The sequence below is a fragment of the Loktanella sp. R86503 genome (assembly GCF_042466455.1).
In the GTDB taxonomy this organism is placed as follows: Bacteria; Pseudomonadota; Alphaproteobacteria; order Rhodobacterales; family Rhodobacteraceae; genus Loktanella.
This window is the reverse complement of sequence record NZ_JAXHCI010000002.1, coordinates 1,117,259-1,129,506: the sequence shown is the minus strand read 5'-3', so window position 1 is coordinate 1,129,506 and position 12,248 is coordinate 1,117,259. Positions and strand designations below refer to the sequence as shown.

12 protein-coding genes are annotated in these 12,248 nt (G+C 60.4%); 6 read left to right on the top strand and 6 right to left on the bottom strand.

The features are described 5' to 3' along the window. Window positions 1-48: 48 nt before the first annotated feature. From SJY10_RS06480 to SJY10_RS06455, 6 genes are all read right to left on the bottom strand, one after another. Complete coding sequence (locus tag SJY10_RS06480) at window positions 49-324, bottom strand: HlyU family transcriptional regulator (RefSeq protein ID WP_386680718.1); 276 nt, start codon at window positions 322-324, stop codon at window positions 49-51. A 2-nt stretch (window positions 325-326) separates the two neighbouring features. Continuing rightward, the gene (gene rpoD / locus SJY10_RS06475; protein WP_386680716.1) at window positions 327-2,306 is read right to left on the bottom strand and encodes an RNA polymerase sigma factor RpoD; all 1,980 of its coding nucleotides are present in this window, start codon (window positions 2,304-2,306) and stop codon (window positions 327-329) included. A 178-nt stretch (window positions 2,307-2,484) separates the two neighbouring features. Beyond that, window positions 2,485-4,458 carry a DNA primase gene (gene dnaG, locus SJY10_RS06470; RefSeq protein WP_386680713.1) on the bottom strand — a complete coding sequence of 658 codons (1,974 nt, stop codon included), beginning with the start codon at window positions 4,456-4,458 and terminating at the stop codon, window positions 2,485-2,487. Between the two features lie 108 nt (window positions 4,459-4,566). Beyond that, on the bottom strand, window positions 4,567-5,883 hold the full coding sequence (locus tag SJY10_RS06465) for an MATE family efflux transporter (protein ID WP_386680710.1): 1,317 nt from the start codon (window positions 5,881-5,883) through the stop codon (window positions 4,567-4,569). A 1-nt stretch (window position 5,884) separates the two neighbouring features. After that, window positions 5,885-6,394 carry a PaaI family thioesterase gene (locus SJY10_RS06460; RefSeq protein ID WP_386680707.1) on the bottom strand — a complete coding sequence of 170 codons (510 nt, stop codon included), beginning with the start codon at window positions 6,392-6,394 and terminating at the stop codon, window positions 5,885-5,887. Then, window positions 6,391-6,855, bottom strand: a complete 465-nt coding sequence (locus tag SJY10_RS06455) for a PaaI family thioesterase (RefSeq protein ID WP_386680704.1) — start codon at window positions 6,853-6,855, stop codon at window positions 6,391-6,393. The genes SJY10_RS06460 and SJY10_RS06455 overlap by 4 nt, the downstream gene beginning before the upstream one ends. Before the next feature lie 239 nt (window positions 6,856-7,094). Here SJY10_RS06455 and SJY10_RS06450 point away from each other — a divergent pair, with 239 nt between their 5' ends. From SJY10_RS06450 to SJY10_RS06425, 6 genes are all read left to right on the top strand, one after another. Next, window positions 7,095-7,463, top strand: coding sequence for a MerR family DNA-binding transcriptional regulator (locus SJY10_RS06450; RefSeq protein ID WP_386680701.1), 369 nt, complete (start codon window positions 7,095-7,097; stop codon window positions 7,461-7,463). Window positions 7,464-7,627: 164 nt separating this feature from the next. Then, entirely contained in the window at window positions 7,628-8,029 is a 402-nt protein-coding gene (locus tag SJY10_RS06445) for a MerR family DNA-binding transcriptional regulator (protein ID WP_386680699.1), read from the top strand. A 33-nt stretch (window positions 8,030-8,062) separates the two neighbouring features. Continuing rightward, window positions 8,063-9,838: an acyl-CoA dehydrogenase C-terminal domain-containing protein gene (locus tag SJY10_RS06440; protein WP_386680697.1), complete on the top strand. Its 1,776-nt coding sequence runs from the start codon at window positions 8,063-8,065 to the stop codon at window positions 9,836-9,838. Window positions 9,839-9,891: 53 nt separating this feature from the next. Beyond that, entirely contained in the window at window positions 9,892-10,104 is a 213-nt protein-coding gene (locus SJY10_RS06435) for a hypothetical protein (RefSeq protein WP_090189181.1), read from the top strand. 285 nt (window positions 10,105-10,389) lie between these two features. Beyond that, window positions 10,390-11,022: a glutathione S-transferase family protein gene (locus SJY10_RS06430; RefSeq protein WP_386680694.1), complete on the top strand. Its 633-nt coding sequence runs from the start codon at window positions 10,390-10,392 to the stop codon at window positions 11,020-11,022. 14 nt (window positions 11,023-11,036) lie between these two features. Next, entirely contained in the window at window positions 11,037-12,248 is a 1,212-nt protein-coding gene (locus SJY10_RS06425; RefSeq protein ID WP_386680691.1) for an acetyl-CoA C-acetyltransferase, read from the top strand.

Here is a 12,248-nt window from a genome sequence, read left to right as displayed (position 1 = left end):
AAAGGCGGGGGTTTTTGCCCCCGCCTTTTCAAATGCCGTTTGGCCCGCTTAGTCCCTGAACAGGCGCATGCCTTGTTCGTCGATCATCTGCCTGGCCTTGCGCAGGGACGCGGCGACCGCTTCTTCCTGGCTTTGCAGCGTATCGGCGCGGATCATCTCGTGCGTCTTCGCCGTGCCCTTGTCCGTCGCGGAAATCTTGGCGGCGACGCGCCAGACCTGACCGTCCTTGATCGGCTGGGGCGTGATGTGAAACCCGTTATAATCCTCGCCGGCAGGCGCGGCCGGTGTAGCAGACCCGCCGAAAAGTTTTGAAAGCCACCCCATCGTTACTGATCCAGGAACGAACGGAGCTTGCGGCTGCGCGACGGATGCTTGAGCTTGCGCAGCGCCTTGGCTTCGATCTGACGGATCCGTTCACGGGTCACGCTGAACTGCTGACCGACCTCTTCCAGCGTGTGGTCGGTGTTCATGCCAATCCCGAACCGCATACGCAGCACACGTTCCTCGCGCGGGGTCAGACTGGCCAGCACGCGGGTCGTGGTTTCCTTCAGGTTTTCCTGAATGGCGGAATCCAGCGGCAGGATCGCGTTCTTGTCCTCGATGAAATCACCAAGCTGGCTGTCTTCCTCGTCGCCGATCGGCGTTTCGAGCGAAATCGGCTCTTTGGCGATTTTCATCACCTTGCGCACTTTTTCCAGCGGCATCTGCAGCTTTTCGGCCAGCTCTTCCGGTGTCGGTTCGCGGCCGATCTCGTGCAGCATCTGGCGGCCCGTGCGGACCAGCTTGTTAATCGTCTCGATCATGTGGACCGGAATACGGATCGTGCGCGCCTGATCCGCGATGGACCGGGTGATCGCCTGACGGATCCACCACGTCGCATAGGTGCTGAACTTGTAACCGCGACGGTATTCGAATTTGTCCACAGCCTTCATCAGGCCGATGTTGCCTTCCTGAATAAGATCAAGGAATTGCAGGCCGCGGTTCGTGTACTTTTTCGCGATGGAAATCACGAGCCGCAGGTTCGCCTCGACCATTTCCTTTTTGGCCTGCCGGGCTTCTTTTTCGCCCTTCTGGACCTGCTGCACGATGCGGCGGAATTCGGTGATATCGACGCCGACGTATTGGCCGACCTGAGCCATATCGCCGCGCAGTTCCTCAATCTTGTCGGTGGACCGTTCAATCAGCGCCTGCCAGCCGCGGCCAGCCTTTTCGCCGATGTCTTCCAGCCAGTTCGGATCAAGTTCGCGGCCGCGATAGGCGTCGATGAATTCGCGGCGGTTGATCCGGGCCTGGTCAGCCAGTTTCACCATGGCAGAGTCGATCTGCATGATGCGGCGGTTAATGCCGTAAAGCTGGTCGATCAGCGCTTCGATACGGTTGTTGTGCAGGTGAAGAGAGTTCACCCGTTCCACAATTTCCGACCGCAGCGACTGATAGGTCGCTTCTTCGTTGGTGGAAAAGCTGCTGTCCTCGTTCAGGGTCGCGGACATCCGCGCGTCCTGCATTTCGGACAATTTGGCAAAGTCGCTGGCGATAATTTCCAGCGTTTCCAGCACGCGCGGCTTCAGCGCGGCTTCCATCGCAGCCAGCGACATGTTGGCCTGCTCGTCGTCATCCTCGTCGTCGTCCTTGGCAATCGGGTTGCCATCGGCGTCCAGGTCAGAGCCGCTGTCGCTGTCCTTGGTCGGTGCATCGGCACCGGGGGTGACGACGGGCACTTCGCTGTCGTCATCGCCTAGCTGGTTGCCGAATGTGGTTTCCAGATCGATAACGTCGCGCAGCAGAATGTCTTCGGACAAAAGTTCGTCGCGCCAGATCGTGATCGCCTGAAAGGTCAGCGGGCTTTCGCAAAGCCCGAGGATCATCGTGTTGCGGCCAGCCTCGATACGCTTGGCGATGGCGATTTCGCCTTCGCGCGACAGCAATTCGACGCTGCCCATTTCGCGCAGATACATGCGAACGGGATCGTCCGTGCGATCCAGCTTTTCAGCCTCTGCCCCGCCAAGGGCGACGTCGCGGCTGCCTTGGATTGTGGCGATATCCGTCGGGCCGGCGGGCTCTTCGCTTTCTTCGGATTCTTCTTCTTCGGTGACCTGGATGCCCATTTCGGACAGCATCGACATCACGTCTTCGATCTGGTCAGAGCTGACCTGCTCTGGCGGCAGAACGGCGTTCAACTGGTCATAAGTGATATAGCCACGCTCGCGCGCGTCCTGAATCATCTTTTTGACCGCAGCCTGGCTCATATCAAGGCTGATGTCGCTGTCGGCATCGTCCTTGCGGTCGTCGTTATCTTTGGCGGCCATGTGGCGGTCTCCTCGTGTCGCGGGCGACGATGCGTCAGGGCGAATCATCTGGTCCGGTGATTCGGTTAGATCGAATCAACGCTGTGTGCGTCTGATTCGCAACCGCAATTGGTCTGATTTCCCAGCCCTGTTGCACCATATCCAAGACAGGTTCCACCCCGGCGGACGCCTGATGCACCTACTTAGGGTCCCGATTGGGTTTTGCAATCGTCAGGCTTTCCCAAAGCGCGCGGGAAATCTTGAGCTGTTCGCTGTCCAAAGTCGCGCCGTTTTCCGCCACGACCATTTCCGCGCTGCTGCCGCTGGCGATGACTTCGGAGTTATCCAGCGCCTCTTTGGCCTGGCGAATACGCCAGGTCAGGCTTTCGTCGGCTGCGTCGATGGCATAGCGCGCTTCTTCTTCCTCTAGCGGCAAGGCGCGGCTGGCGGCGAGTTTGGCAAAGCTTTCGGACAAACAGCTTGCCGCGAATTCCGTATTGCCCGGTTTGCACAGGCCCGATGTGATCTGCACCATGCGGTTGCCGATCAGACCGGCGACGACGTCGGGACCAAGCTCTTGTTCCAGCGTGCTGCGCAGGTCGGCCCCGTCGGGCGCGCGCAGGATCGCATTGCGCATCTGCATATGGTTCGGATCGCGGCAGTCCATCAGTTCAAGCTGGGCTATAAACTTGGGCAAAACCGAGGGCGTTGCGATCAATGTCGCCAAAACGACGGCTTCGCGCATATGGCTTTGATCGCCGATCCCGGCCCCAAGGGCGGAGCTGCGGTTGCTGGCCACGGGGGCGCGGTCCCGCTCCCAGGGTTGTTGCTTGGGGTTCCACTTGGCCGTTTTGCGCGGGGTAAATCCCTTGCCGCCCGCCTGCTGTTTGCGCCTGCGGAACAGGTCCCAGCGCATTTCCTTGATTGCCTCGCCGTAATGGCTGCGGATCGACGGATCGACGATCTGCATGATCTTGTCACGCAGGGTCTTGTCCAGCGCCGCCCTGCGTTCGGGGCTGTCAAAGACCTTGCCTTCGGTTTCGCGTTGCCACAACAGCTGCACCATGGGGATCGCGGCATCGATGATGTCCTGCATCGCCTGCTTGCCCTGCTGCTTAAGTACATCGTCCGGGTCCATCCCGGTCGGCATCATGGCAAAGCGCAAGGATTGCCCCGCGACAAGCAGCGGCAGCGCCAGATCAATCGTGCGCATCGCCGCGCGCAGGCCGGCAGTATCACCGTCCAGCGCGATGATGGGTTCGGGCGCGATACGCCACAGCATGTGCAGGTGATGTTCCGTCACAGCAGTGCCAAGGGGGGCAACGGCAGCCTCGAACCCGGCCTCTGACAGGGCGATAACGTCCATATAACCTTCGGACACGATGAGCGGCTGACCTTTTCCGGCAGCGGCGCGGGCCTTTTGCACGTTGAACAGCGTGCGGGATTTGTCGAAAAGTTCGGTTTCCGGAGAGTTGTAGTATTTCGCCTTGGCATTGGGGTCCATCGCCCGCCCGCCAAAAGCAATGGCCCGCCCCCGCGCGTCGCGGATCGGGAACATGATGCGGCCGCGGAAGCGGTCATAAGGCGCGCCGCCCATGTCGCTTTTGGCGGCGAGGCCGGCGGCGATGACCTGATCGACCGGCACGCCCTTGGCCGTCAGCGCTGCCAGCACGCCGCCATTGCCGGGGGCAAAGCCGATATCCCAGCGGGCCAGCGCATCCTTGTTCAAGCCGCGCTTTTCCAGATAGGCGCGGGCATCGGTCGCGCCAGAGGTGTTCAGGTTCAAGCGGAAATGCTGGACCGCCTGTTCCATCACATCTGCCAACGCGCTGCGCGTGTCGGCTTTTTGCTGCGCCCGCGGATCGCGTTCGGGCATGGGCAGGCCGGCTTCATCCGCAAGAATCTTGACGGCTTCCATGAAATCGACGTTTTCGGTTTCGCGCACGAAAGAAATCGCATCGCCTTTGGCGTGACAACCGAAGCAGTAGTAGAATCCCTTGCGGTCATCGACATGAAAGCTGGCGGATTTTTCCTGATGGAACGGGCACGGTGCCCACATGTCACCCTTGCCCTGATTGGACTTTTTGTTGTCCCACATGACCTTGCGCCCGACGACCTGCGTCAGCGACAGGCGGGTGCGCAATTCGTCAAGGAAACCGGGAGGCAAGGACATGGCGTATTTATCGCGCCGCCGGGCGGCAGAGTCGAGGGGTCCGCGATCACTTTGACGGGTTGGAGGGGGCGCTGCCCCCGCCGCTGGCGCGGCCCCCCCGGGATATTTTCAACCAGAAGAAGGGGGACCCGCGCTGCGTTCAAGCGCGGGGTAGCGCAGGCCAAGGGTAATGCCGCGAAAGACGAAAGCGGCCAGAAGACCAAGCCAGAGGCCGTGATTGCCGAAGGCGGCCATCAAGGGAATGACGCATGCAAAATAGAGCAAGGCAGAGATGACCATCATGTTGCGCATGTCGGTGGTGCGGGTCGCCCCGATAAAGATGCCATCCAGCATCCATGCGGCAAGCCCCGCCAAGGGGGCTGCGACCATGTAGGGCAGGTAATGGCGCGCGGCGATCTGCACGTCGGGCGCAGTCGTCATGGTGTCGATGATAAGGCCGCCGGCCAGTGCAAAGGCCAGCGCCAGCGCGGCGCAGATGCCTGCGGCCCAGCCGGAGGTCAGCAGCGCAGCGCGGCGCAGTGCCCGCCTGTTCCGGCGGCCAAGCGCCTGACCCACAAGGGATTCGGCCGCAATGGCAAAGCCATCGAGGGCGTATGATGTCACGTGCAGAAATTGCAGCAGGATCTGGTTCGCGGCAAGCTGGACATCGCCGAAGTCCGCCCCCCAGAACAGAAAGCTGACAAAGATCGCCTGCAGCAGGATAGACCGGATCATGATGTCGCCGTTAACGATGCTCATGCGGGTCAGTTTGGCGCGGTCAAACACACGTGGCCAGTCGCGCCATGCAGGCACAAGAAAGGCCGCGCGGCACAGCCACAGGCCCAGCGCAAAGCCGCCCCATTCGGCCAAAAAGGTCGCCCAGGCGACGCCCGGCACGCCCCAGTCCAGATGCAGCACGAACAGCAGATCGAGGGCGATGTTGGCCCCGTTCATCAGCACTTGAATCGCAAGCACCGCGCCGGTGCGTTCCTGCGCAATCAACCAGCCGGTGATGCCATAAAGCGCGATGGCAGCCGGGGCAGACCAGACGCGGATGCCCATATATTGCCGCGCGAGGCTTTCAACCTCTGCGCTGGCGGGGGAAATCGCGAAGGCCCCGGCGAAGAGAAGCGCTTGCGCGGCAATGATGACGGTGCCTGCGGCAAGGCCGATCATCAGGGCGCGCGACAGCAGGGCTGCGACCTCTGGCGCATCATTGGCGCCGACGGCCTGCGCGGTCAGACCCGAGGTGCCCATGCGCAAAAAGCCGAAGATCCAGTAGATCGCCGTCAGGATGATCGCACCGATGCCGACGGCACCGATCGGGGCGGCCTGCCCCAACTGCCCGACAACGCCCGTATCGACGACACCAAGGATCGGGACAGTCGCGTTGGAAATCACCACCGGTAAGGCGATGTGCAAGACGCGCCGGTGGGTCAGGTCCATGCTATGCGCCGTCCTCGCCGCGCAATGGCATCAGGAAATGCCCCGTCGCCTGCGCAAACAGGCGCGAGCGGTTGTCCTGCCAGGCCTCGACATGGACAGAGGCATAGCGCCGCCCGCTGCGGTTGACCCGCGCCCGCGCATAGGCGTCGCGCGGCAGGCCGGAACGCAGGTAGTCCACGTTAAAGTCGATCGTCTTGGGCAGGCGGCGGGGAACAGGTTCGGTGCCCGCTTCCATGTCTTCCCAGATCATGGCCCAGGACAGTTCTATGATGGCCGTTACTTCAAGGAAGGCCGCGGTGACGCCGCCGTGCAGTGCGGGAATCATCGGGTTGCCGATCAGCTTGTCCGCGTAGGGCAGCACGGCCGTCAGCTCGTCCCCGTGGCGTTCGAACTGGATGCCGAGGAACTGGATATAGGGCACGCCCTGCACCAGGCTTTGCAGCGTTGCATCGCGGCGCTGTTTGACGACCTGCACCGGCTCTGGCCGGGCACGCTTGGGGGGGATGCTCATTTGCCGGACCTTTCCACGGTAAAGGCACCGGTCGCGCAGGCGACGGGGCGGTCGGTATCATCATCCAGCGCCACGGCGCGCACAAAGGCGACAGAGCGGGTGACATGGTAGCAGGTGGCACGGGCCGTGATCATCTGCCCCGGCGTGGCTGGGCGCATGTAGTCAATGCGCAGATCGATTGTCGCCGTGCCCATCCCCGCCGCCGGATGCAGCATCACCGCTGCCCCGCAACAGGTATCCATCAGGGCCGATACGGCACCGCCATGGATCACGCCGGTTTCGGGATCCCCCACAAGACGCGCGTCATAAGGCATGGTGATGACCGCCTCTCCGTCGCCGACATCGGTCAGGGACATCGACAGGGCACCCGCGTGGGGGATCATCGCAATGAACTGCGAGGCGATCTTTTTGCGCGGATCTTTCAGGGTCTGATCAGGGGGCGGCGCTGGTGCGTCGGGCATAATACGGGCCTCTTACGGTTTACGACAACTTGACACCTGCGCAGCAGCGCGCAACCCCCATGTTCGTGTTTTCAGGCAGTGGCCCGTCATCCCGATGCCGCCGCGGGTGCGACCGCCTTTTGTGCGATCCTGCAGTCATCCCTGAGCGTGGAAAATCGATTTGCCCCGCCCGGTTTCACAAACTGACCGTTTGCCCCTGCCCCCCCGCGGCGCTAGGTTAGCGCCAGAGGAGGAGTGAGATGCCTACAAGCCGTTTGTCATTCAAGGAAATGTGCGCCCGTTACGATGTGACGCCGCGCACCTTGCGTTACTATGAATACATCGAGCTTCTCTCGCCCGAGCGGGAGGGGCGCGCCCGATTCTATAGTGGCCGCGATCAGGCGCGGATGACGTTGATCATGCGCGGGCGCCGGTTCGGCTTTGCGCTGGAAGACATCCGCCAGTGGTTGCTGATCTATGAAAAGGAAGGCACCGCCGCCCAGATGCAGGCTTGGGTCGAACTGGCGGACCGCCAGATGAAAGAACTGGCCGAACAGCGCCGCCAGCTCGAAGAGACGATGGACGAGTTGCAGCGGTTGCGCGACGAAACTGCAGCTTCCCTAAAGTAAGCGCACCTTACAAAATTGCGCCTGACGCAGGGTAAATTTATCTGACCTTTCGTCACGCATTTTCTGACGCCACGTCATGTTTACGTTAACGTCAACATTCATTGTAGAAGCATGATTAAGCGTTGATCTGACGGTGATACCCGCCAGAGCGAAAGAGTTTTGCCATGCCGAACGAGACCCTGAATATCCGCGAAATGTGTGACGCTTTCGACGTCACGCCCCGCACCTTGCGCTTTTACGAAGCAAAGGAACTGCTGTTCCCGCTGCGTGAAGGTCAACGCCGCCTGTTTACCCGGTCCGACCGGGCCCGGTTGAAGCTGATTTTGCGCGGCAAGCGCTTTGGCTTCAGCCTTGAAGAAATTCGTCAGCTTCTGGACCTATACCAGATGAATGACGGCCAGCTGACCCAGCTTAGCCAATCCTACGCCCTTGCCGAAAAGCATCTGGCCGAAATGGAAGCGCAAAAGGCCGAGCTGAACGAAGCCATTGCAGAGCTGAAGGCCCAGATGGAATGGGGCGCAGCCAAATTGAAAGAGATTGCCGGCCAAAAGCACAGCGCTGCCTGACGCCGCTATTACTGCCTTAAGGGAGAGAGACCTATGCCTAGCTATACCGCACCGCTCAAGGATTATCAGTTCGTTCTGCACGATCTGCTGAAAGTGTCCGAACAGGACGTCCCCGGTTACGCTGATCTGGACCGCGATTTTACAGGTGCCGTTCTGGAAGAAGCCGGCAAGATTTCCTCTGACGTGCTGTCGCCGCTGAACGTGGTGGGCGACACGGAGGGCTGCGTGCTGGAAAACGGCGTCGTGCGCACGCCGAGCGGCTTCAAGGCCGCCTTTGATCAGGTGCGCGAAGGCGGCTGGACCGGCATGGATGTGCCAGAACAATACGGCGGTCAGGGCCTGCCTTACATCATGCACACCGCCGCGCAGGAACCGATGGTCAGCGCCAACATGGCGTTCAACATGTATCAGGGCCTGACCCACGGCGCGCTGTCGGCCATTCTGGCCCACGGCACGGATGCGCAAAAGGACATGTATGTTCCAAAACTGGCGTCCTGCGAATGGACCGGCACCATGAACCTGACCGAACCGCATTGCGGCACCGATCTGGGCCTCATGCGCACAAAGGCCGTGCCGCAGGATGACGGCAGCTTCAAAGTGTCCGGGCAAAAGATTTTTATCTCGGCCGGCGATCACGACATGTCGGACAACATCATCCACCTTGTGCTGGCGAAAATCCCCGGCGGCCCCGATGGTATCAAGGGCGTGTCCCTGTTCATCGTGCCCAAGATCATCGTGAACGAAGACGGCACCCTTGGCGATCGTAACGGCGTCAGTGTCGGTAAAATTGAAGAAAAGATGGGCATCCACGGCAATTCGACCTGCGTGATGAACTATGACGAAGCCACGGGCTACCTGATCGGCGAAGAGCACAAAGGCATGCGTGCCATGTTCGTGATGATGAACGAAGCGCGCCTCGGCGTTGGCCTGCAAGGCTACGCCCAGTCCGAAGTCGCCTATCAGAACGCCGTGGCCTACGCCAAGGACCGCCTGCAGGGCCGCGCTGTCACCGGCGTGCAAAACCCCGACGGCCCCGCCGATCCACTGATCGTGCACCCCGACATCCGCCGTAACCTGATGGATCAGAAGTCTTTCAACGAAGGCGCGCGCGCTTTCACCTTCTGGGGTGCATCGCTGCTTGATCGTGCGCACCAGAATGACGACAAGGATGCCGAAGGCCTCGTGTCCCTGATGACCCCGGTCATCAAAGGTTTCCTGACCGACAAGGGCTTTGAATATGCGGTTGCCGCCCAGCAGGTATACGGCGGTCACGGCTATATCGAAGAATGGGGCATGTCCCAATTCGCACGCGATGCCCGCATCGCCATGATCTACGAGGGCGCAAACGGCGTGCAAGCGCTGGACCTCGTGGGCCGCAAGCTCGCCATCGACGGCGGCAAGCACCTGATGGGCTTCTTTGAAATGGTGAAATCATTCATCAAGGAAAATGAAGGCAACGAGGCGCTGAAGAAAGACTTCCTTGACCCGCTCAAAGCCGCCAGCAAAGACATGCAGGCCGCGGCGATGTACTTCATGGGGTCGATGAAAAACCCCAACAACGCATTGTCGGGGTCGTATGACTTCATGCACCTGATGGGCCACGTCTGCCTCGGCTACATGTGGGCGCGCATGGGCAAGGCCGCGATGGAAGCACTGGACGGCGGCGCTAGCGACACCGACTTCCTGAACACCAAAATCGCGACCGGCCGCTACTACATGGCGCGCCAACTGCCCAGCACCGCGCTGCACCTAGCGCGCATTAACACGGGCGGCGATACGGTCATGGCGCTGGAGGCTGCAAACTTTTGAGGCTGGCGGCGGGAGCAACCCCGCCCTACCCTGCCCCAAAGGAGAACCGAATAATGCCCAAACGCCTACGCCTCACCCGCCGCTTTCCCGTCGCCATGACCGAAGACGGTTACCGCCGCCTGAAGAAATTCGCACGCGAGGCGGGGCTGGACGAAGGAGAGGCGCTATCGTTCCTATTTGAAAACTTCGACAGTATTTTAAACGAGGACACATTTGGGCATAGACTGCGTATTTTCAATTCGGAGCTGGAAGCGCGCAAAAAATAACGTCATCGCGGTTTGAAAGCACAGCCCCTCCGGGGGGAGTATTTCTGGCCAGATGAAACCGACCAGCAGCATCCGTCCTGCCCCGCCTCACGGTTTGGCTACCCGCTTATCGGGACAGGACTTCACCTGGCACATGGCTCAGCTCTCCAGCCTGCCATGCCGCGTGAGAAAAGCAGATGACAGTTAACCAGCGATGAATGCGGACCGAGGATCCTATTTCATCTGGCAAAATAAACTCAAAACGCAACCGCCCGGCCGGGCGCTGCATATCATGGGAGGCACCACATGACGATCAAGCTACATTGCTTCGGCGAAAGCGGGAACGCCTATAAGGCCGCCCTGACCATGACCCTCGCGGGGGTGGAGTGGGAGCCGGTCTTTGTTGATTTCTTCAACGGTGCCAGCCGGACCCCCGCGTTTCGCGCGCTGAACATCATGGGTGAGGTTCCTGTGATGGTGGATGGAGACCTGATTATCAGCCAGTCGGCGGTTATTCAGGATTATATCACCTCCAAGACATCCAAACTGGGCGGCAAAAGTGCCGAGCAGCGTCGCGAAGTGTTGCGATGGATGTTCTTTGACAACCATAAGGTCAGCGGAGTCGCCGGCACTTTGCGGTTCAATATGAACTATCTTCCCGAGGCGAAGCGCAATGCGGACGTAAACGACTTTTTGTTGATGCGTCTGAAATCCGCCTTGAAAATCATGGAGGCACATTTGGCTAATCGTGCCTGGCTTGCAACAGAAGAGCTAACCATCGCGGATATCGCCTGCTGCGGCTACTTTTTCTATACTGAACCCTTTGGATTTGATCGCAAAGCGTTCCCCAACATCGACGCCTGGCTGGACCGCATCGCGGCGACGCCGGGCTGGAAACACCCCTATGATCTGATGCAGCGCGGCCTTCCGGCTGCCTGAAGAAAGGACCTATCATGACCGAAGCTTATATTTTTGACGCCGTACGCACTCCGCGTGGCAAGGGCCGTGCTGACGGCAGTCTGCACGAGGTAACCTCTGCGCGATTGTCGGCAGGTGTACTGAACGCGCTGAAAGAGCGTAACAATCTGGAAGGTCACGCCGTCGAGGATGTGATCTGGGGAAATGTCACCCAAGTCGGTGAGCAAGGCGGTTGCCTTGCCCGGACCGCCGTTCTGGCATCCGATCTGGATCAATCCATTCCCGGTCTTGCGATCAACCGCTTTTGCGCCTCCGGGATGGAGGCGGTGAACCTTGCCGCCAACCAGATCCGGGGCGGGGCCGGCCGGGCCTATATCGCTGGCGGGGTCGAGATGATGGGACGCGTCGCTATGGGCAGTGACGGTGCGGCGATTGCAGTTGATCCGTCCATCGCGATGGAAAGCTATTTCGTGCCGCAAGGCATCAGTGCCGATATCATCGCCACGGAATACGGCTTTACCCGCGACGACGCCGACACGCTGGCCGTTGAATTGCAGCGGCGCGCAAAGGCTGCTTGGGACGACAAGCGCTTTGCCAAGTCGATCATCACCGTGCGTGACCAGAACGGTCTGCCGATCCTGGATCACGACGAATACATGCGCCCTGGCACCGACATGCAGTCGCTGGGCGGGCTTAAGCCTGCGTTCAAGGACATGGGTGAAAGTATGCCCGGCTTTGATAAAGTCGCGCTGATGAAGTACCCGCATCTGGAGCGGATCAACCACATCCACCACGCGGGCAATTCGTCCGGCATCGTGGACGGCTCTGCCGGTTTGCTGATTGGGTCCAAGGAATGGGGCGAGGCGATGGGCCTGAAGCCGCGCGCTGTGATCCGCGCCACGGCCAAGATCGGCACCGATCCCACGATCATGCTGACCGGTCCTGTGCCGGTGACGGAAAAGATCCTGGCTGACAGCGGCATGGATATTTCCGATATCGATCTGTTCGAAGTGAACGAAGCCTTCGCCTCTGTCGTGTTGCGGTTCATGCAGCGGTTTAATGTCGATCCGTCCGTGGTGAACGTGAACGGCGGCTCTATCGCGATGGGTCACCCGCTGGGCGCGACCGGTGCCATGATCATCGGCACCCTGCTGGACGAGCTGGAGCGGACTGGCAAATCCACAGGTCTGGCCACGCTGTGCATCGCATCCGGTATGGGTGCGGCTACGATCATCGAACGGGTCTGA